Source organism: Dethiosulfatarculus sandiegensis, from assembly GCF_000931935.2.
Lineage (GTDB): Bacteria > Desulfobacterota > Desulfarculia > Desulfarculales > Desulfarculaceae > Dethiosulfatarculus > Dethiosulfatarculus sandiegensis.
The window spans coordinates 227,613-248,065 of record NZ_AZAC01000002.1; the positions used below are offsets into that span (position 1 = coordinate 227,613).

The 20,453-nt window shown below is 50.6% G+C and carries 17 protein-coding genes; 15 read left to right on the forward strand and 2 right to left on the reverse strand.

Features of this window, described 5'->3' with window-relative positions; genetic code table 11:
• Positions 1-491 precede the first annotated feature (491 nt).
• On the forward strand, positions 492-3,590 hold the full coding sequence (locus X474_RS02680) for an AAA family ATPase (protein ID WP_044346560.1): 3,099 nt from the start codon (positions 492-494) through the stop codon (positions 3,588-3,590).
• 136 nt (positions 3,591-3,726) lie between these two features.
• On the opposite strand, the gene X474_RS02685 is transcribed toward X474_RS02680, so the two are convergent.
• The gene (locus X474_RS02685) at positions 3,727-4,497 is read right to left on the reverse strand and encodes an IclR family transcriptional regulator (RefSeq protein ID WP_044346561.1); all 771 of its coding nucleotides are present in this window, start codon (positions 4,495-4,497) and stop codon (positions 3,727-3,729) included.
• 412 nt (positions 4,498-4,909) lie between these two features.
• Between X474_RS02685 and X474_RS02690 the strand changes: the two genes are divergently transcribed.
• The 11 genes from X474_RS02690 (at position 4,910) to panB (ending at position 16,318) form a co-directional block, all read left to right on the forward strand.
• A complete protein-coding gene (locus tag X474_RS02690; protein ID WP_044346562.1) occupies positions 4,910-6,160 on the forward strand; it encodes a Glu/Leu/Phe/Val family dehydrogenase in 1,251 nt (416 codons plus the stop codon).
• Positions 6,161-6,260: 100 nt separating this feature from the next.
• Positions 6,261-7,433: a M24 family metallopeptidase gene (locus X474_RS02695; RefSeq protein ID WP_044346563.1), complete on the forward strand. Its 1,173-nt coding sequence runs from the start codon at positions 6,261-6,263 to the stop codon at positions 7,431-7,433.
• 32 nt (positions 7,434-7,465) lie between these two features.
• Entirely contained in the window at positions 7,466-8,095 is a 630-nt protein-coding gene (locus tag X474_RS02700) for a TRAP transporter small permease (protein WP_082464093.1), read from the forward strand.
• Between the two features lie 104 nt (positions 8,096-8,199).
• On the forward strand, positions 8,200-9,480 hold the full coding sequence (locus X474_RS02705; protein WP_044346565.1) for a TRAP transporter large permease: 1,281 nt from the start codon (positions 8,200-8,202) through the stop codon (positions 9,478-9,480).
• Between the two features lie 30 nt (positions 9,481-9,510).
• Complete coding sequence (locus X474_RS02710) at positions 9,511-10,695, forward strand: amidohydrolase (protein WP_044346566.1); 1,185 nt, start codon at positions 9,511-9,513, stop codon at positions 10,693-10,695.
• 112 nt (positions 10,696-10,807) lie between these two features.
• Positions 10,808-11,833 carry a TRAP transporter substrate-binding protein DctP gene (gene dctP, locus X474_RS02715; protein ID WP_044346567.1) on the forward strand — a complete coding sequence of 342 codons (1,026 nt, stop codon included), beginning with the start codon at positions 10,808-10,810 and terminating at the stop codon, positions 11,831-11,833.
• Between the two features lie 58 nt (positions 11,834-11,891).
• Entirely contained in the window at positions 11,892-12,650 is a 759-nt protein-coding gene (locus tag X474_RS02720) for an aspartate/glutamate racemase family protein (RefSeq protein ID WP_052514776.1), read from the forward strand.
• A gap of 74 nt (positions 12,651-12,724) precedes the next feature.
• The gene (gene eutB, locus X474_RS02725) at positions 12,725-13,717 is read left to right on the forward strand and encodes a hydroxyectoine utilization dehydratase EutB (protein WP_197281936.1); all 993 of its coding nucleotides are present in this window, start codon (positions 12,725-12,727) and stop codon (positions 13,715-13,717) included.
• Positions 13,718-13,783: 66 nt separating this feature from the next.
• Positions 13,784-14,161 (forward strand): RidA family protein, encoded by a 378-nt coding sequence (locus X474_RS02730; RefSeq protein ID WP_044346569.1) that lies wholly within the window; start codon positions 13,784-13,786, stop codon positions 14,159-14,161.
• Between the two features lie 205 nt (positions 14,162-14,366).
• A complete protein-coding gene (locus tag X474_RS02735; protein ID WP_044346654.1) occupies positions 14,367-15,317 on the forward strand; it encodes a hypothetical protein in 951 nt (316 codons plus the stop codon).
• A 149-nt stretch (positions 15,318-15,466) separates the two neighbouring features.
• Complete coding sequence (gene panB / locus X474_RS02740; RefSeq protein WP_044346570.1) at positions 15,467-16,318, forward strand: 3-methyl-2-oxobutanoate hydroxymethyltransferase; 852 nt, start codon at positions 15,467-15,469, stop codon at positions 16,316-16,318.
• Positions 16,319-16,493: 175 nt separating this feature from the next.
• On the opposite strand, the gene X474_RS02750 is transcribed toward panB, so the two are convergent.
• A complete protein-coding gene (locus X474_RS02750; RefSeq protein ID WP_044346572.1) occupies positions 16,494-16,718 on the reverse strand; it encodes a hypothetical protein in 225 nt (74 codons plus the stop codon).
• Between the two features lie 429 nt (positions 16,719-17,147).
• Between X474_RS02750 and X474_RS02760 the strand changes: the two genes are divergently transcribed.
• The 3 genes from X474_RS02760 to X474_RS02770 all read left to right on the forward strand — a co-directional run bounded on the left by X474_RS02760 (position 17,148) and on the right by X474_RS02770 (position 20,448).
• Entirely contained in the window at positions 17,148-17,696 is a 549-nt protein-coding gene (locus X474_RS02760; RefSeq protein WP_044346574.1) for a hypothetical protein, read from the forward strand.
• Between the two features lie 342 nt (positions 17,697-18,038).
• Positions 18,039-18,779, forward strand: coding sequence for a hypothetical protein (locus X474_RS02765; protein ID WP_156360585.1), 741 nt, complete (start codon positions 18,039-18,041; stop codon positions 18,777-18,779).
• 247 nt (positions 18,780-19,026) lie between these two features.
• Positions 19,027-20,448 (forward strand): multicopper oxidase family protein, encoded by a 1,422-nt coding sequence (locus tag X474_RS02770; protein ID WP_197281937.1) that lies wholly within the window; start codon positions 19,027-19,029, stop codon positions 20,446-20,448.
• Positions 20,449-20,453 lie beyond the last annotated feature (5 nt).

The following is a 20,453-nucleotide window of genomic DNA, read 5'->3' on the forward strand; positions in this document are numbered from 1 at the left end:
AAATTAGGCTTTCAGAAGACCTGTAAGAGGTTGCCTGTATTGCTTCGGCAGCCGATTAAGTAGCCTTGCATGAGTTTTTGCAAAGCTTGCAAGGCGTCTGGTTGATATTTGGTTGTTCCTTGCTCCGTGATTAATCAATCTTATTGGCTGATCATACTTTTTTCTTATTTCCCGTAAGTAGAATAACTTATTTAAGATAAGGTTTATAAAAACAAGAGTAATTTGGCCTTGAAATCTTATTTTTTTCTTAATTGGAATGGTATTAAGTAATAATGCTCTTAAATACTCAATACAGGGTTTTCAGGTGCCCAAAATCTGCGATTTTTGGGGACCCCGGGCGCCACCCCTAAAAATCTGCGATTTTTGGGGACCCCGGGTGCCACCCCTAAAAATCTGCGATTTTTGGGGACCCCGGGTGAACGACCCCAAATTGTGAGCTGATCAGGCATGTATCTCTCAAAGGCCGGCGGATCGGATAAAGTGGAGCTGATATGCGGCAAGTGAAGCGGGAAAGGGTTTTAAATCTCTGTGAGCCTTTCATTGACGGCAGACGCAGGCTGTTGCTCATCGAGGCTCAGGCCGGTCAGGGCAAATCCACCCTGGCCAGGCAGGTGACCGATCAATTGGATAAGACCGTCTGCCTGGTTGAGTGTGACAAAAACGATGCCGCCCTGGTCAACCTCATGGAAAAGTTTTTTTCCAATCTTGCCTTGCACACCCCCGGCCTGAACGGTACCGAGATAATCCAGGCTGTATGCTCCTGCCCATCCCAGGATGAATTATTGCTTCTTTTGCCTGAGATGCTCAAGAGTATTTCCTCTGAGAAGACTCTGCAAAAAACCGTATTGCTCCTTGAGGATGCTCATCTCCTTTTAAAAGCGCCTCATTCACTCAAAGGGCTCAGGCTCCTGTTTGATCATCTTGGTCACTGCCTTTCCATGATAATAACCAGCCGCTCCCAATTGCCCGGCGAGCAGGGCCTGCTTTTCAGGCGTAACGAATCTGTTTTGATCTCGAACCAGACTCTGGCCTTTGACAAGTCCGAGGTCCTTTTGTTGTATCGCCAAGCCTATGGTCTGGATCTTGACAATAAAAAAGCTGGGAAACTACTTGCCATTACAGAAGGCTGGCCGTTCGGGCTCTCTCTTTTACGCACCGAGCTAAACGAGCTGGACAGGCGGCAAGGCTTGGCTCCCGGCTCCGAGCTGGATAATTATTTCAACTCCCAATGCCTCGGTATTTTAAGTCCGGAAGAGGCCGATGCCCTGGTGGACGTTTCCCTTTTGGAAAATATTCCCCTGGCCCTTTTGGGAGAGCTTGAATTGCACACGGCAAGCCGGGCCTTGAAGACTCTTTATGATAAGGGATGTTTTATAACTAACCACAGGCAGGACGGTTCAGATTTTCTCCGCATGCATCATCTCTTACAGGCCTGCCTGCGTAATATTGTGGAAAATAGGAGCCGTCTGTTTTGTGTAAGGGCCGCTGGATGGTTTTTGAGAAACGGACAGCTTGGACAGGCCCTGGACTTGCTGGCCCGCTCGGGCGACGTTGCCGAATTGAAAAAGGCTCTTTATATCCATGGTTCCAACTTAATGTTGATGAACCGGCTTTCCCTGGTGGTTCAGGCCCTTAAGCATCTCCCGGAGAATATCGTAAATGAGGAGCCTTTGCTTTTGGCCCTATGGGGAAACGAAAAATTGCATCAAAACCCCGGACAGGCCTTAAGATTGTTGGAAGCCGCCTGGAAAATGGCCGGGGATAAAAAAGAAAACCTTGCCGAGCTGTTGGCCGGTCTGGGGCTGATTAATTATCAGCTTTTGTTTCACGGCAACCTCTGGAAGCTGCGCAGGGTGACCAAACGTGTGATGGAGCTGTTTGCCCTTTTAGAAGAGCAAAAGGAAATCACGGCCATGTTGGCCGGAGCCTGCTCTTATCTGATCTGCTTCAGTGTCACTTACACCATGGCTGATTATGGTCTGGCCGATAAATTTGCCGAAAAGGCAGAGGAAATTTTCAGGTCGCATTCGGAAGGCAGCGTGCCCCTTGGTATTACCGTAGCCAGGATCTATACCAAAAGTGCCAGGGGGTATCTTAAAGAGTCCCTTTTGCGCCAGCAGAAAAATTATCTTTACCTTAATTCTCCCACTGTAAATCCCAGCACCAAGTTTATCTGCTATTTGAGCTACACCAATTTTTCCATGATGAAGGGCTATTTTTTAGACTATTGGTCCCTTAGAGATGAGCTTTTTAAAAAGCAGGCTATCATGGTGAAAAATTCGGCCATGGGAGCTTTCTATTATATCTGGGACATGGATATGCTCATGGCCAAGGGCGATTTCAGCGGGGTTCTGGAGTTGGCCAATAAGGCGTTGGCTTCAGACCTGGTCAAGAAAACCAACCATATAGCCAGTCAGTGTCATCAATACATAGCCCTGGCATATGCCTTTTTGGGTAAAAAAGAGGCCGCCTTGGCGGCTGTTTCCAGATCCATGCATCTGCGCGCCAGGGTTGGGGGGGTGTTGTTTATTCTGCTCAATCATCTGGTGGCCGGTAGTGTGTGGGGGATTTCAGGAGAATTCAAAAAGGCTGAACGGGTTTTTAAAATTGTACTTAAGAGGCTGGCGGCTGCTGAAGACAGGTACTTCATGCCCCAGGCCCATGCCTATCGAGCCCATGCCCGTCTGCTTGAGGGAAAAGAAAAAGAGGCCCTTGATGATGTTAAAAGCATGCTTGAGATAATGGGTTCTGTGGAAAATTACCATTTTTTCTACTGGGAAGGCTTCATGGTGAGAAGGCTTTTGGAGCTCTATTTCAAGAACATAAAGAAGCCCTCTGAATTTGCCCTGAAGCTTTACAGGAAACGTTTTGGCATGGATTATATTTCCGGCGGAGAAACCATTCCCAGGCTTCGCCTCAGCCTGGCCGAAGGCAGGCTTTATTGCCTTGACGCGCCGGATGTCTTTATCGATCTGGCCGATGTTCCGGGCAAGGAAAGCATGCTGCTGGATTGCCTTTTGCGCACGCCGGACCGTTCGGTAAGCCAGGAAAAAATAATAGACCGCATCTGGCCCGAAGGGGCCAAGGCCACCAAACCCAGGGATAACCTTTATCAGACCGTGCATAAGTTACGGGCCAGGTTTGCCGCCATTACCAACAAAAAGCTGGCCAAGAAGTATTTGCGGACCAGCTCGGAAGGACATGCCCTTTGCCATGTGGATGTTGATCTGAACCACCTTTTGGATCAGGCGAAAAAGGGATTGGCGGATTTGTCGCAGAACCGTTTCTGGATGGCGGAGATGCATTTCCGGGAAATGAAACGGCTTTTGGATCCTTTCCCGGTGGACTATAAGTGGCTCGTTGATGAATCACGTCTCCTGGCAAAGGCCGTTGTGGCCTGGGTTGATCTTTTGTTCAGGGTGGGTGAGACCGAAAGGGCCTTGGAAGCCGCTGAAATGGGCCTCAAGGTCGATCCGGCCAACGATGGGCTGCACAACAGGCGTTATCGGCTCTATATGGAGTTGGCCATGCCTGCCAAGGCCGCCCAGGCCAAGAGCGATTATGAGCGTCTTTTTAAAGAAGCAGGCTAATGGTTTTCTGAAAAAAAGCGACCGGGGTAGATGCCGGGTCGCGTTTTATCTCGGCTTGCCGACAAAGTCCTCCCGGACTTTGTCAGCAGCGAATTGCTAAACAGCCCGGGCGCGAAAAAGGCCCGCGCCTTATCTTTTATTTAGCTCCAAGTTCCCGGGAGAGCTTGCGACAGGTCTCGGTGAGTGAGGTTACCGCCTTTTCCAAAAGGCTTTCCTCCATGCGGGCCGCCGGGGCGGATATGCTTATGGCGCCGGTTATCTGGCCGGAAAAATCAAATATAGGTGCTGCCACGCATTTCAAACCCAGGCTCAGTTCCTCTTTATCCAGGGCAAACCCCTGTTCCCTCACTTCTTTCAGCTCTTCCAGAAACTCCATGCGGCTGGTTATGGTGTGCGGAGTAAGCGCAGTGAAGTGATAGCGGTCCAAAAGAGCCTCCAGCGCCTGTTGGTTCAGAAAAGCCAGACAGACCTTGCCCAGGGCGGTGCAGTGCCCCAGGGCCTCGCTTCCAATACGGGGGTCGCTGGTCAGGATTTCATTGCTCTCAACCTTGTCCAGATGAATCACCTTGCCCCCATCCCAATATCCCAGGTTTATGGTCTCCCGGAACTTGGCGGCCAAGGTCTGAAGATAAGGAGCAGCAGCCTTTTTAATAGGTATCTCGCGGCTGATTTTACCGGCCAATTCCAGCACTTTCAGCCCGACCCGATATCGATGGTTGTCTGTCTTGTAAATATAATCACCGGCTTCCAGGGTGGCTAAAAGACGGTGGCAGGAACTGCGGCTTTGGCCGGTGAGGCGTGAAACCTCGGTTACGCTCAGTTCCTTGTTGGCTGCCAAAAGCTCAAGCATATTGAGTCCTTTGAGCAGGGTGGAAGCCAACTGACGGTTTTGTTTCTCCTCTGTCATCTCCCGATCTCCCCTTTGGCATAGCCTTTTGCTGGATCCGGGCCAGGCAGGCCCCTTGATCCTTTTCTTCCGCACCAGTTGATAATATCACCTCTTGAAGTGAAATGTAACCGATATTCGGACACCGTTGCAATTTTTTTGTTATGCCCACTGCTCCAGGGAAAACCATGTTAACCGCGAAATGGGGAGTGCTCTCTAACCTCAGTTAGGTGTTTTTCTGCGTAATAGTTCTTTCAAACCTAATTATGACCGCAAAAAGCGGAGGGAAAAAACCAACCGTAATGATTGAAAAAATAAATTTAAATAAGATGATCTGGAATTTAATGTTGACATGGGGCGGGCTATTAACCTAAGGTCTGTTCAAATAAATGGACATTAAAACCGAATATTGGTCATTAATTGGGAAGTCAACATGGAAAAGAACAAACACGATGTATTCGAGGAAGCGGTAAAGACTTTAAAGAAGGCCGGTGAGATCGGCGGCATAGGCGAAAACGCCATGGCCTTTTTAGAAGAACCCAAGAGGATTCAGCAATTTCGAATTCCCCTTAAAAAAGATGACGGCTCCTTCCAAGTCTTTGAAGGGTGCAGGGTTCATTATAACGACGCAATCGGTCCTGTGCGAAACGGCACCCGTATAAGGCCCGAATTTAATGTGGCAGAGGCCAAGGCATTGGGCCTTTTCATGACCATCAAACACGCTGTGGCCGATATACCGGCCGGCGGCGCCAAGGGCGGCATCAGGGCGGATGTCGGCAAGCTGACCCAACGCGAGATGGAGACCCTGGTGCGCTCTTACATCCGGGCCCTGAATCCCAAGGGGCCCTGGTCTGATGTTCCCGGCGCTGACATCGGCACCGGTCAGCAGGCCATGAGCTGGATGCTCGATGAGTATGAGCAGCTCACCGGTCATCATTGCCCGTCTGCGATTAACGACAAACCCACCAGCCTGGGCGGTTCGTTGGGCGGCGAAGAGGCCACCGGCCGCGGTGTTTTCCTCACCATGCGGGAGGCCTTGAAAGACATGGGCAAGCCGGTGGAAGGCTGCCGCGCCGTTTTGCAGGGCTTTGGCCAGGTGGGCGTTGCCTTTGCCGATATGTTGGTTGCCTCGGGCGGTGAATTGGTGGCTGCCTCTGATATCACCGGCGGCGTGACCAATTCCGAAGGGCTTGATCTTGCGGCCCTGAAAGCCCATGTAGCTGAAACCGGCGGAGTGGCCGGGTTCAGCGGCGGTTCTCCTGTGGGCATTGACGAACTCTTCACCCTGGATTGCGATGTGGTCGCGCCTTGTGCGGTGCACAATGTTATCCACGAGGAGAACGCGCCTTTGATCAAGGCCAAGTTGATTGTGGAAGGGGCCAACGGTCCCGTGACCACAGGCGCCGATGAGATCCTCCATAAAATGGGCGTGATGGTGGTTCCGGACGTGGTGGCCAACAGCGGCGGCGTGATTGTCTGCCATTTTGAGCGCACCCAGGGGCTAAGCGATCAATATTGGGATCTTGAAACTGTCTATCAAAAACTTGAGATGCGCATTACCAAGGCCTACAGGCAGTCTGCCGAGGCGGCCAAACAGGCGGGCGGTGCTTCCTTGCGCCATGGAGCCTGGATTTTCGCCCTGAAGAGGGTGGAAGAGGCCATGCAGCTGCGCGGCTGGATCTAAAACAACCTTTCGTCGATGTTTCGATCTCTAAAGGGGCCGGTCGCTTTGGTCCGGCCCCGTTTTCAAAGAATCAAAAAGGAAACACTAAAGAGAGTTGGCAATGCCTGTTTTTAAGAAGGAAGACTACCAGGTCAGGGTGGAGAAGGTTAAACAGCGCATGGCGGCCAGGGGATTGGATCTCCTGGTGGTGTCGGATCCGGCGAACATGAATTATCTCACCGGATATGACGGCTGGTCCTTTTATGTTCCCCAGGTGGTCATAGTATCCCTTGAAGAGGATGTTCCCTCCTGGATCGGTCGGGGCATGGATACTGCCGGCGCTAAATACACAACCTATCTCCCGTCTCAGAACATCAAAGGATATCCGGATAATTATATACAGACCACTGAACGCCATCCTATTGATTTTGTGTGTGATTTTATAAAAGAAAAGGGTTGGGAAAAATCCAGGGTCGGTGTGGAGACAGATGCCTATTACTGGACAGCCAGGAGCCAGCAAAGCCTGGAAAAGGGCTTGCCGGAAGCAAAGGTGGAAGACGCCAATCTCCTGGTTAACTGGGTGAGGCTGATAAAGTCCGACGCCGAGATCGCCCTGATGCGCCAGGCAGGCAAGATAACCGAAAAGGTTTTGGCAACCGCCATGGAGGTGGTGGCCCCGGGGGTCAGGGAATGTGATGCCGTGGCCGCTATTTACCAGGCCCAGATAAGCGGCACCAACGAGTATGGCGGTGATTACACTTCCATAGTGCCGATGATGCCCACCGGTGAAAAGACCTCCACTCCCCATCTCACCTGGACCGATGAACCTTATGAAAATGAAGTGGCGGTGAACCTGGAGCTGGCTGCCTGCCGTCACCGTTATCACAGCCCCATGGCCCGAACCCTGTATCTCGGTAAAAACCCGCCCGCCAAGCTGGTCTCCACCGCCGAGGTGGTGGTGGAAGGACTGCACGCGGCATTGGATTCGGCCAGGGCAGGGGTGGAGGCCTGGGAAGTGGAGCTGGCCTGGCGCAAGGTTATCGCCAAACAGGGCCTGGAAAAGGAATCCCGCATCGGTTATTCCGTGGGCCTGAACTATCCTCCGGATTGGGGCGAGCATACGGCTTCCCTACGCCCCAAAGACACCACTGTGCTCAAACCCAATATGACTTTTCATATGATCCTGGGAATGTGGATGGACGGGTGGGGGTTTGAATGCTCCGAAGCCTTCAGGGTCACCGAAGGCGAGGCAGAGACCTTTGCCGATTTTCCCCGCAAACTTTTCATTAAATAAACCGCTGCCAAATATCTGTGGGAAGGGTTCTTATGCAGGAGCAAGCAGACCCGGCTAATAGTGGAATCAACGGACCATTCGGTAAGTTGGACCGGTTTTTGCTGAAACTGGAAGAGTTTATTCTGGCCTATGGCATCATCGGCCTGGCGTTGCTTTTAATGGGCAATGTGTTTTCAAGGGTGGTGACCGGCCATTCCATTATGTTCGTTCAGGAAACAGCCCAGGCCATGGTGGTTCTGGTCACCTTTTTGGGGCTTGGCTATTGCGCCCGCAAGGCCAGGCATATCCGCATGTCGGCCCTTTACGACATCATGCCCGCCAAGGTGCGCAAAGTAATGATAATTCTCATGGCAACCGTGACCTGTGCGGTGATGTTTGCCATGGCCTACTGGTCCTTTGAATATGTGCTCAAGGTAAAGGCCTCCGACGCGGTAACCCCCATATTGCGGTTTCCGGTCTGGCAGATAAACGTCTGGGTCCCCTTGGGCTTTTTCATGGCCGCCTTGGAATACCTTCTGACCATTTTTAAGAATCTGGGCGCCAAAGAGGTCTTTCTCTCAATAGAGGTTCCGGACGGGTACGAAGAAGAGGCCGTAGGTGCGGATGCGTCTTGCGCAACCGAGTGCGCCAAAGAGGCGGAAGCGGCTGGCGGACAGGTTTAGCTGATTGATTTTAATGAATTTTCGCGTTGCATAATCATGGGCGGGCGCGCGCGGATATATGGTTTTTATCTGCCCGTCTTTAGTGAAAGGTGTTGGGACAAGCCATGCTCACCTGGATGATGATAATCATGCTCGGGTGCCTGATACTGGCGTTTCCTTTCATGGTGGCGTTGATAGCAGCTCCCATATTCGTGATGGAAAGCAGCTTTCCATTTCTCAATAAGACAATTTTGGCCCAACAGACCATCGGCGGGGTTCAACCCCTGGCCTTGATAGCGGTCCCCATGTTCATCTTTGCCGCAGATATCATGACCGCCGGTCGTTCGGCTGATTCCCTTTTAAACCTGGTGCGCACCTTTGTGCAGCATATCAGGGGCGGCATGTCCATTGTTACGGCAGCGGGATGCACCCTGTTCGGTGCTGTGAGCGGGTCCACCCAGGCCACGGTCTGCGCCATAGGCGGCCCCTTGAGGCCCAAACTGCTGGAGGCCGGGTATTCCTCCAGCTTTGCCACGGCTCTTATCATCAATGCAAGCGACATAGCCATGCTGATTCCTCCCAGCATAGGCATGATCGTCTACGGTGTGGTCACCGGCACTTCGGTGGGGGAGATGTTCATAGCGGCTGTGGCGCCGGGTCTGTTTATCCTGCTTCTTTTTTCGGTCTATTGCTATATCTATGCCCTGTTCAAGGGAATGCCTATTCTGCCCAGGGCTTCATGGGCGGAAAGGTTTGCCGCCTTGAAAGACGCTGCTTTGCCTTTGGGCTTTCCGGTGATAATCGTGGGCGGCATCTACGCGGGCATCTTCAGCCCCACTGAAGCGGCGGTGGTGAGTGTCTTTTATGCCTTTTTCCTGGAGGTGGTGGTTTATCGCCACGTAAAGATCAATGAAATACCGAAAATAGCCTTGTCCACCGGAGTCGTCACCTCCGTGGTTTTCGTGCTGGTCGGGGTGGGAACCGCCTTTTCCTGGGTGATCAGCTTTGCCAAAATCCCCCAGGCCCTGTTGCCGGCGATTCTGGGGCCTGATCCCACGGTTCTGTGGCTGCTTTTGGTGATCAGCTTTTCCTTTTTCATGGGCTGTATGTTTGTAGACCCCATTGTGGTGATAATTATCCTGGGTCCCATTTTCCATCCTGTGGCGGTCAAGCTCGGTATTGATCCGGTCCTGGTGGGGGTGATCGTCACCCTGCAGGTGGCCATAGGTTCGGCCACGCCGCCTTTTGGCTGCGACATATTTACAGCCATAGCCATTTTCCGAAGACCCTACTGGGAAGTGGTAAAGGGTTCGCCTCCTTTTCTGCTCATACTTCTGATCGTCAACTTCACCTTGATATTTTTCCCGTCCCTGGCTCTGTTCCTGCGGGATATGGCCTTTCATTGAGCAACCATCCGCCTGTGAGGTGTTTTTAAAATGCGGCTTTCCGAGTCTGTAAAAAAACTTACCCCGGAGCTTATTGAACTGCGCCGGGACCTGCATATGCATCCGGAATTGGGTTTTTGCGAACACCGAACCGCCCGCCTGGTGGAGAGCTACCTCAAGGATATCGGGGTGGAAGAGATAAAAAGGGTGGCAAAAACCGGTGTGCTCGGGCTCATCAAGGGTGACGGCAAAGGCCCCACCCTGATACTCAGGGCGGATATGGACGCTCTTCCGGTAGAGGAAGAGAACACCTGCTCCTATCGTTCCAAGGTTAAAGGCTGCATGCACGCCTGTGGTCATGACGGCCACACAGCGGTGCTTTTGGTTGTGGCCAAGCTGCTTTGCGCCAACCGCCATTGGATCAAGGGCAATGTGAAGCTCTGCTTCCAGCCCAATGAGGAGGGGGCCGGGGCCCTGCCCATGATTAATGAAGGTGCGCTCGATTCTCCCAAGGTGGACGCCTGCCTGGGGCTGCATCTTTGGTGTCCCCTTGAGATCGGAGCCATGGCCGTGGATCCGGGGCCGGTAATGGCCGGGATGCATCATTTTCATGTAACCATAAAAGGCAGGGGCGGTCACACAGCCATGCCTCAGCAGGCGAGAGACCCCCTTCTGGCGGCGGTAGACTTTGTGCAGAAGGTCCAGTCCATCCAGGCCCGGGAGATAGATCCCCTCTCTCCCACGATCATTGTTTTCGGCAGTATAAACGGCGGCACCGGTTCCAACATAATACCCGGCCAAGTTGAGCTTGAGGGCACGGTCCGCTATTTGTACGACCTTTCAAAAGGCGATGAAAGGCCGCTTGAGCGGCTGGAGCGCATCTTAAACGGAGTCTGTGAAACCTGCCGGGTGCAAGGTGAGATATCCTACGGAGATTCCCACCCCGCCCTGATCAACGATCACTTCATGGCAAGTCTGGTTCGCCAGGCGGCTGACCAGGTGTTTCCGGGAAAAGAAAAGATAAAAAGTTTGGTCTCCATGGCGGGCGAGGACTTCAGCGAGTTCGCCAGCCGGGTGCCTTCGGCCTTTTATTTTGTGGGGGCGGGCAACCGGGAAAAGGGGATAGTCCATCCCCACCATCATCCCAAATTCGACCTTGACGAAGACAGCCTGGCCCTGGCGGTTTTGATGCAGCTTAAGTGCGTAAAGGGTTATTTCAGCCAAGTAAAGGCTTGATTAAGTCAGGAAGCCATTTTGCATCGCGCGGGCAGAAAGGCTTTCCATATAAAGAGGATTCCGGTCTCCGGACCGGTTGACAGGGGAAAAAACGAGCCAAAGGGAGAAGATAATGCGTAAGTTACTAGCGATTGCCGCTGCTGTCGCCATTTCCATCACCATGTTGGCAAGCCTTGCCCTGGCGGCTGATTATGAGTGGCGTTTTGCCCTGGAAGAGATCGAAGGCAGCATTCAGCATGAATACGCCAAAAAGTTCAAGGAAGTCATAGAAAAAAAATCAGGCGGAAAGGTAAAGCTGGATTTCTATTTCTATGGCCAGATCGGCAATAACAACCAAGTTAGTGAGCTTCTACAGGACGGCGCCCTGACCATGGCTTTTCAAAGCCCCGGTCACCTGGGCTCCTATATCCCGGAAGTGAACATCTTCAACCTGCACTACCTTTTGCCCGACAACAGGGAAGTCAACAAGGCCATCTTAATGGGCGGGGAAAACACCTACGCCGCCCTGGCTCCCTATTATGCCAAAAAGAACCTCATGCTTTTATCGATAATCCCCGAAGGGTGGCAGGTGTGGAGCCTTAAAAAAGAGGTGCGCAAGCCTGAGGATTTCAATGGCATGAAGTTCAGGGTCATGACCAGCCCCATGCTGGTCGAGGCTTACAAGGCCTATGGCGCCAATCCCACTCCCATGCCCTATTCTGAGATCTACAGCGCCTTGCAGCTCAAGATGATCGAAGGTCAGGTGCAGCCCTATTTTGCTCATCAGGAGATGAAGTTTTACGAGGTGACTGACTACTTTGTGAACGCCAAGCAGCTGATGTATGTCACCACCCTTTGCTTTAACAAGGATAAGTTCGATTCCCTAAGCCCCGAGATGCAAAAGATGGTGCGGGAATCCGTGGATGAGGCCACTGCCTGGCTTTTTAAATTTGAAGAGGAATTCAATGCCAAGCGTCTGGCCATGATCAAAAAAGCCAAGCCCGAGATGAAGGTCGTCAACCTGACTCCCGATGAGATCGCCGCTTTCCGGGCCAAAGCCAAGGACGTGGAAAAGGTCTATCTGGAGATCGGCGGAGACGGTGCGCCCGAGGTTTTAAAGGCCGTGAGAAAGGACATAAAAGAAAATACCGGTAAGTAGAGGCCTTTATAGTATTTTTTGCCGCGGCCCCTTTTGGGGGGCTGCGGCAGACTAAAAAATGCTTTCACTGAGAGATGATTCTTTGATCTACCGCATTGAAAAGGGACAGGTGAGCATGGGGGAGCCGGTGGGCATATTGCTTTTGGATACCAGTGTGCCTTTTGTCCCCGGGGATGTGGCCAATGCCACTACCTGGAACTTTCCGGTTCGCTTTAAGAAGTTGCGCGGCTTTTCCGTGGAAAGGGCCCTTAAAAGGGATCCGTCCAACTATGAACAGGTTCTGAAGGCGGCCAGGGAGTTGAAAGAAGAGGCGGGGGTGAGGGGGATCACCAGTGATTGCGGCTTTTTGGGCCTGTTCCAAAAGCCCTTGGCTCAAGATCTTGAGATGCCGGTTTTTCTTTCCAGCCTGATGCAGGCCGACCTTTTGCTGAACATGTTGGGGGAGGATCAAAAAATCGGTGTCATAACCGTGGATTCAAGCAGCCTGGATGATGGACTCTTAAAAGCGGTGGGAGTGAGGCAAATAGACCGGCTCTTTATAGCCGGGTTGCAGCAAAAGAAAAATTTCCATGCCTTTGCCTTGGCTGAGATCGGGGAGCTTGATTTTAAGGCTGTGAGCCAAGAGGTGGTGGAAGTTGCCTTGGAGATGCTCCGGCAAGACCGCTCGATCGGGGCTTTTCTCCTGGAATGCTCACTTTTGCCGCCCTATGCAGCCAGTGTGCAACAGGCTGTGGGCAAGCCGGTTTTTGACTTCACCACCTTGGTCAACTTTGCCTTTTCCGGAATTCAGCGAAGGGAATTCACAGGGTTTGTCTGACATGCAAGGCGAAAAAATGAGTGACCAGACTGATAGCCTGTTGAAACCGTAACTATTTCGTTTGGATAGCCATAGTGAGCAGAGAAAAGATGAACCGCCTGACTTTAAGGGACATTTATAAGGCGGCCGGGCGGTTGCGGAAAAGGGTGTTCAGAACACCGCTTCTGCAGTTTGAGGCCTTAAGCGGGCGCACTGGCAGAGAAATTTATATTAAGCCGGAATTTTTACAAAAAACCGGTTCGTTTAAGGTGCGTGGCGCATTTAACAGTTTGGGTTCTCTGAGCCCCAAACAGAAGGCGCAAGGGGTGATTGCCTTTTCCACGGGCAACCACGGTCGGGCAGTGGCCCTGGTTGCAAGGGAAATGGGGATCAAGGCCCTTGTCTGCTGCTCAAAAAGGGTGCCTGACTTCAGGGTGCGGGCCATACGGGACTTAGGCGCGGAAGTTCGGCAAGTGGGTCAAAGCCAGGACCAGGCTTATGAACATGCTCTGAAGATTCAAAAGGAACAGGGGCTGACTATGATAGCGCCTTTTGATGATCCCCTGGTGATTGCCGGTCAAGGGACCATCGGCCTTGAGATTTTGGAAGACCTGCCCGGGCTGGATACGGTTTTGGTCCCTCTTTCAGGCGGAGGCCTGATCTCGGGCATTGCTTTGGCCCTTAAAAGCGCTGATCCGAAGATAAAGGTGATCGGGGTCTCCATGGAGTCTGCTCCGGCCATGCAGAAAAGCCTTGAAGCAGGCAAGCCGGTTGCTATTCCGGAGAAAGACAGCCTGGCCGATGCCCTTTTGGGCGGGATCGGCCTGGATAATCAATACACCTTTGACCTGTGCCGTCGGTTTGTGGATCAAACCCTGCTGGTGAATGAAGAGCAAATAGCAAAAGGAATCTATTACACACTCACCAGACAAAACCTGGTGCTGGAGGGCAGCGGAGCTGTGGGGATCAGTGTGCTTTTAGATCGTTTGCCGCCTGATCTTGGGAAAAAGGTGGTTGTGGTGGCCAGTGGAGGAAATCTGGAGAGCGGAATCTTGAGGAGGCTTTTGGCTGGTGCGCCTTTGATTTGAGAGAACGGACGATGAAAGGGAAAAACGTTCAATTATTAAATTTACAATCTATATATTGGATAGATAATGAAAAAGGAAATTATCTATACCGAAAAGGCGCCCGAGCCGGGTCACTATTCCCAGGCCATACGCGCGGCAGGTCTTTTATTTGTTTCCGGCCAGACGGCCGAAGATCCTGAAACCAATAGACCCGTGCATGGCTCCGCTAAGGAGCAGATTCGGATAATTATGAATAATATCAAGTCAATACTTGAAGAAGCCGGTAGCGGTCTCTCCAAGGTGGTTCGGGCGGATATTTATTTGTCATCTATGGATATAAAAGATGAATTTTCAGCCGCTTATATTGAATATTTCCCCTCGGGCCCGCCTGCGCGCAATGCCGTGTGCGCAGGCGGTATAGATGATGGCCTGGATGTGGAAATTGAGGTTATAGCGCTTGCCTGAACCAGTCTGATTCGAGAAGCCAGTAAACGCTGAAAACGGTTTCCTGAAAAAAATTAACAGGAGCCTAGGAGAAGTGTTGACAAAATAGCGGATTATTGTTTTAAATATAGAACAACAATTCAACATAATGGACATATGCTCTCCCGGGGGGCAAAGTAACTCCGGCAGGGCCAAACAAGCAAAATTGCTCCACAGTGAGGGAAAAATGGCTAGCGAAGTAATGGATAAAATTCGAGAGTACATGAAATCCGAAGGCATCCCCATCCAAGACGGTCCTCCCCTGCCTTCTTCCGAGAAATCCTTCCCCGACGGCGCTCACTGGCGTATTGAGATCGCAGGCGTGGAAAGGGCCAGCACCATGGAGGCCATGATCAAAGAGGCCGACAGGCGGGGTGTGGTGGTGCATCGTGCCATTGCCACTGTGGGCGGCAGCACTTACTGCGATTTTCAGGAGCTTAAGGATATGGCCACCATGGCCAATGAGGCCAAGATAGAGTTGGTCACTGTGGTGGGGCATCGCAAGGCCTGGGATGTGGGGGCAAGAGAGATCAGCAACCCCGAAGGGGCTATGCAGGGATTCCGCCTGCGGGGTCAGAACAATATTGTTTATCACCTGGCCGATATGATGCGGAATATCGAGGCCGGTCACCGTGGTTTTCTGGTCTTTGACGAAGGCGTGCTTAAGATAGCCTGCGGAATGAGGGCCAAGGGGATCATTCCCACCGAGACCATTTTTAAATTTTCCGTGTTCGGCGGTTACTGCTCTGCGGCCGGTGGGCAGATCATTGAACAGATAGGGGTGGACTCGATCAACCCCTTGAGTGATGTGAGCCTGGGCATTCTCTCCAGCATGCGTGAAGGGCTTAATGTGCCCCTGGACGTCTACACCATTATTGTGGACGCCTTTGGCGGCATGTATCGGGTTTATGAGGCGCCTGAAATGGCCAGAGTGGCTGCGCCGATCTATTTCAAGATCGAGCCGGGCACCTCCGAAGGCGATATCTACAAGCCCTGGGCCTTTGAATCATTCCATCAGGAACTTGTGCGCGAAAAGGTCAAAATGGCAGAGGTTATCTGCGAAACAATGGATAAACACGCGCCCGAGCTGAAGACCTCACCTGCCGGACCGGCGGATCTGAGCCTGCCTGTGGTTTGATTTTCAGTTAACCCCGGATCCTTCAAACCAGCCGCTTGCATCGATCCGGGGGTGAGCTGGTTTGATACTTCCGGGGTATGCCCGCTAGTTTAGATAGGCCTTTTCAGTGGGCAGATAACAAAATCCATATAAATAACCAAGGAGCCGACATGGCTAAAAAAATAAGTATCTTTGATCTGGTGCAGATGAAGGCAAAGGGCGAAAAGATAGCCTGGCTTACCAGTTATGATTATCCCACCGCCCAGTTCGCCCAAAAGGCGGGCATGGAAATGCTTTTGGTGGGTGACTCTTTGGGCATGTGCGTCTATGGATATAACGGCACGGTTCCCGTAACCATGGATCAGTGCATTTGCCATTCCGAGGCAGTGCGCAGGGGCGCTCCCAATTGCTTTGTGGTGGGGGATATGCCTTTTGCCTCTTATCAGATATCTGATGAGGATGCGGTGATGAACGCGGCCCGCTTTTTAAAGGAAGCGGATGTGGATGCCATCAAGCTGGAGGGTGGAGTGCGCATCACCTCCCGCATAAAGGCCATTACAGAGGCGGGAATCAACGTTATCGGGCATATCGGCCTCACTCCCCAAAGCTCGGGTCAATTGGGGGGGCACAAGGCCCAGGGCCGTACGGCCGAGACTGCCAAGTTGGTGGTGGAAGACGCCTTGGCGGTAGAGGAGGCCGGAGCCCAGATGCTTTTGGTGGAGGCTGTGCCGCCGGAGGTGACCGAATACATCTGGAAGACCCTGGATATCCCGGTTTTGAGTATCGGGGCAGGGCCTCATTGTGATGGGCAGCTTTTGATAGTAAGCGACCTTATCGGCCAATTCCAGGCGTTCACCCCCAAATTTGTAAAGAAATACTGCAACGTGGCTGAAGTCATCACAAACGCCATGCAGGAATACGTTAAGGATGTCAAGGCGGTTAAGTTTCCAGATCAGGATAAATACTGCTACCACATGGTGGAGGGCGAAGAGGATAAGTTCAAGGAACTTATGAAAAGGTAGATCTGTCTTTTATTATTCCTTGAAGCTTGACTGATCGTCTTTTTGTTATCCAGGGGGCATGGGGCAGGTCCCCCTGGATAACATTTTCCGGGCGGTTTTTGTTTGCCTGGTTTTTAAAACTTCTGACGCCAACTTGGTTTTTAGTTCTGCGGAACCATACGGCTGTTACCTTCAATTATCCCGGGCTGGAGCTGTCTTCTTCGATTTCCCGCAATAAAAGATCGTAGCTCTCACCGTTAATGTCATAGTCTGCTGCATCGGCCAGGTTTTTGAATATCAGATAGTTCAGTTTCATATCATTTTGCTGTGCTGTTTCCATCAGCTTCCACCATAGTTTCAGCGGCATGGTGATTTCTACTTTGACGTTTGAATCGGGACTGGGCAGTTCTATACTTGTCATTTCAGGACTCCGGTTGTTGATTTACCTGCGTGGAATACGCCTGGAATCAGGTGTTGTTTCTGTTTGTATCAGTTTATATCTAAACTAAAAATACTAAAAATTTATTTATTTATCGTGAATCGATCAGATTGTGGGGAAGGAGAGAATTTTGACTGAAACATATTGTGATTTTGGGTTGAATGCTCGCGTTAAGTAAACCGGGAGTATTGGGGAAATTTTGTAAATATTTGTTATTTATTATTATATTAATAGGTTAAATTGCTGTTTACTCCGCTTTTCATTCTGCTTGCCCTTGATTCGGGTTTCTTGGAGAATTTGTTTTGCATTTGCCATTTTAAAGAAAAGAGCCTTAGCCTGAATAGTAGGGGAGACTTGATTTTTGATAGGTCATATTCCATTTTGTGCCCATTTTGGAAAAGGGCGGTTCCAGTGAGCATTCTTTCTAAAATCGGCTGGGGTTTTTCAATTTTTCTTGTAGCCGCGGGTGTGGGCCTTTTGTTTTGGCTGGATGTATTCCTGGGGTCTTTTTTTGCGGTTTTTACCGGGGTTGTCTGCTGGTATGTTTTTTGGGTTATAATGAAAAAAACAAATGTGAAGATTCAGTCCTGTGCTCGCAGGCTGGGGCTGGATTTCACCTCTCATCCTTTTCGTTATGGCTTTATCTCCGGAACCTATAAAAAAAGGCCTGTTAAAATAAGCTATGAAAGCTCCCGCGTATTTGGTTCGGGAACCATGGCAGTGTTGGAAGGGGCGCCGCCGGGATTCGCAGCCTTGGATGTGGAAAATGTCACCCAGATCAAAATGGGGCATAAAGCGGGAAAGGTTCCTGAAAAGTTGCTGGAAACCGGACCACCGCCCGTAATGGTAAAAGGTTTTGAGCTAAAGATGATTTTAACCGGGGTGTGCACTGATTTTGATTCTCTTAATCTCGCTCTTAAACACCTTTCTGCTCATGCCGTGGATTTAGAAGCAAAGTAATCATATACTATTTCTTTGAAAAATATTCGATTAAGTAGCGCAATGATCGGGTTTTTAACCAAATAAGAACCATGTGGTGTTGGCCCTTAATATAACAAAGTAAAATAATTTAATTTATAGAAAAAATAATATTTATTATCGACTTAACCTGTTGGTAGGGTAAATTTCACGCTTTAACTTTTTTCAGCATTTGGACAGGTAGTCATGGCCAACACCCAAATAAACCCTGACCAAGTACAAGAGTTTGCGGCTTTACAAAAAAAAATAATCAGGCGGCGTTTTCTGGAGAGCGTTGCCCTAGTTTTGTTAGCCTTGACCATAATTGCCCTGCCTCTCTCTCTTATGCGCATCTTCTCCACTGGCATGCATTTTAACCACATCATTCATTTGATTCTTGGTGTAGTAATTTTGAGTGGCTTTTTTTTACGTAAAAAGCTAAGCGATATCTGGTTGATTGTATCGATATTGGGCATTTTTATCGTGTTAAGTATTTCGTCTTTTTTGCAGTACAGTGTAGTCTCGGCCGGTTTTTATTTTGCCGGAGCGGCTATTTTTGTAGCCGGATTATGTTTGGGCGTCTGGGGCGGAGTTATTTGCGCGGTTTTCTTTATGGTCACAACAATAATTATCGCCCATATGTGGGTGGCCGGATATCTGGTTTTTCCGGTTGATGTAAGGCAATATATTCTGCTGCCTTCGGTTTGGGGCACTCTCGCCATATCTTTTATAATTACAACCGCTGTGTTTTTTGTATCGGCTACCGGCCTTTTATCAGATTTCAATAAGTTGGTGGATACCATAGAAAAGCAGAAACAAAAAATAGAAGAAAAAACAAAAGATTTGAGTATGGCTAACAAAGATCTCAAAGAGGCCATGACGCAAGTAAAAACCTTGCACGGTCTGCTTCCCATTTGCGCCAGATGCAAAAAAATACGTAATGACAAAGGCTATTGGCAGCAGGTCGAGGATTATGTTGCTCGTCGCACTCATGCCGAGTTTACCCACAGCCTGTGTCCGGAATGCGTGCGAGAGCTTTATCCTGACCTCGCCGATAGGGTGCTTAAGCCGGAAAATGAAGGTTGACCGGTTATTTTCTGTTTACAATCCGGATGCCAAAGCCGTCTAAAATTGGAACCTGTCGCTGAAAGCTACCCTGCATAGTAAATATGGGATTAATGTGAAAAAATAACCCTGAATCCGCAATTGGCGGGTTATTTTTATGCAGTTCTGATTTGCTCTTCTTTTAAAAAAAACAAGCATTACCTATAGATGTGTTTAGGCATATTATTTGCTAGTATTTTAATATGAAATATTGGAGGTAATTATGCCCATGGATCGAAGAAGGTTTTTACTAAGTTCCGGAACCCTGGCCCTGGCCTGCCTGCTGCCTGTACCTTCACTGGCCAAAAGTCCCGTTCCCAATAACCTTAGATCGTTTGATCTCACCGCCGGACTTGCCAGTACAAATCTAGGAACAGACAGGACGTTCAGGGTTTGGAGTTATAATCAGGGCATCCCCGGTCCGGTGATTCGGGTTCGGACAGATGATGTACTCAAGGTAAATTTTCGTAATAAGTTGCCACATCCCAGCACGGTTCACTGGCATGGCCTGCCGGTTCCCAACTCCATGGATGGAGTGCCCGGAGTGACCCAACAGGCAGTGTTGCCAGGGGATAGTTTTACTTATGAGTTCCCCTGTAAGCCGTCCGGCACCTATATTTATCATTCCCATCAGGGGCTTCAACTTGATCGGGGCCTTTATGGGGCTTTGATAGTGGATGATCCCAACGATTCCCTGACCCACGACCAGGATTTTGTATTGGTTTTGGAAGATTGGGCTATGGTCGACGGAGGCGGGCCCGAGGCCGGTAAACGCAAACCGGCAGGCCGCATGATGCATGGCGGCCGGGGTATGATGAGGGGCCCAGGCGGCTGGTCTGGAAGCGGACCCTTATCTGAACCGGTTTATAACGCCTATGCAGTAAACGGCAGGATTTATCCTCACACCAAGCCGGTTAAGTTGAAAAAAGGAGAAAAGGTAAGGCTCCGGGTCTGCAATGCTTCTTCAAGCACCATATATGATCTGCGCTTGGCCGGTCATTCCTTTACCATAGTCCGCACCGATGGCCGCCCCATTAAGCCCGTTAAGGCAGAGGTGCTTCGTATTGGCATGGGTGAACGCTATGACCTTGAGCTTGTGGCCGATAATCCGGGAAACTGGCTTTTGGGAGCCTACGAGTCCGGCTGGGGAGAGAGCGGGCTGAAATTACCTTTTGTGTATGAAGGTAAAGAGGATATTAAACCCGTTGCTCCTTCTTTCAGACGTGGGTTGGCTTATCCGGGGTATTTTGATTTTCAGGCTGCTGCGCCTTCGACTGAAGCTTATCAGGAGCCGGCTCGTTGGTACAGGCAGGTGCTATCCGGTGGAATGCATTCTCCTTATTGGACAATAAATGGGCGCGGATACCCGGATTCCGAGGTCCTAAGGGCAGACCTGGGTCAGGTGGTGCGCCTGGCCTACATAAACCACAGTCATATGCCCCATCCCATGCATCTACACGGACATTTTTTTAAGCTGGTAAACCCTTCTTTGCCTCCTGAAAAATGGATATCAAAAGACACTCTGATAGTTGACCCCATGCAAAGGCTGGAGGTGCAGTTTTTGGCGGATAATCCGGGAGACTGGTTCCATCATTGCCACCACCTCTATCACATGGAAGCAGGCATGGCCAATATCGTAAGGGTTGCTTGAAAACC

Excerpts from the sequence above, each read along its gene's own strand:
- X474_RS02710 (WP_044346566.1), top strand. The coding sequence starts at position 9,511 with ATGCGGCTTTCCGAGTCTGTAAAAAAACTTACCCCGGAGCTTATTGAA.
- X474_RS02690 (WP_044346562.1), top strand. The coding sequence starts at position 4,910 with ATGGAAAAGAACAAACACGATGTATTCGAGGAAGCGGTAAAGACTTTA.
- X474_RS02765 (WP_156360585.1), top strand. The coding sequence starts at position 18,039 with ATGCGCATCTTCTCCACTGGCATGCATTTTAACCACATCATTCATTTG.
- dctP (WP_044346567.1), top strand. The coding sequence starts at position 10,808 with ATGCGTAAGTTACTAGCGATTGCCGCTGCTGTCGCCATTTCCATCACC.
- X474_RS02680 (WP_044346560.1), top strand. The coding sequence starts at position 492 with ATGCGGCAAGTGAAGCGGGAAAGGGTTTTAAATCTCTGTGAGCCTTTC.
- X474_RS02695 (WP_044346563.1), top strand. The coding sequence starts at position 6,261 with ATGCCTGTTTTTAAGAAGGAAGACTACCAGGTCAGGGTGGAGAAGGTT.
- X474_RS02735 (WP_044346654.1), top strand. The coding sequence starts at position 14,367 with ATGGCTAGCGAAGTAATGGATAAAATTCGAGAGTACATGAAATCCGAA.
- X474_RS02700 (WP_082464093.1), top strand. The coding sequence starts at position 7,466 with ATGCAGGAGCAAGCAGACCCGGCTAATAGTGGAATCAACGGACCATTC.
- X474_RS02730 (WP_044346569.1), top strand. The coding sequence starts at position 13,784 with ATGAAAAAGGAAATTATCTATACCGAAAAGGCGCCCGAGCCGGGTCAC.
- X474_RS02705 (WP_044346565.1), top strand. The coding sequence starts at position 8,200 with ATGCTCACCTGGATGATGATAATCATGCTCGGGTGCCTGATACTGGCG.
- X474_RS02720 (WP_052514776.1), top strand. The coding sequence starts at position 11,892 with ATGCTTTCACTGAGAGATGATTCTTTGATCTACCGCATTGAAAAGGGA.
- X474_RS02750 (WP_044346572.1), bottom strand. The coding sequence starts at position 16,718 with ATGACAAGTATAGAACTGCCCAGTCCCGATTCAAACGTCAAAGTAGAA.
- X474_RS02685 (WP_044346561.1), bottom strand. The coding sequence starts at position 4,497 with ATGACAGAGGAGAAACAAAACCGTCAGTTGGCTTCCACCCTGCTCAAA.
- panB (WP_044346570.1), top strand. The coding sequence starts at position 15,467 with ATGGCTAAAAAAATAAGTATCTTTGATCTGGTGCAGATGAAGGCAAAG.
- X474_RS02770 (WP_197281937.1), top strand. The coding sequence starts at position 19,027 with ATGGATCGAAGAAGGTTTTTACTAAGTTCCGGAACCCTGGCCCTGGCC.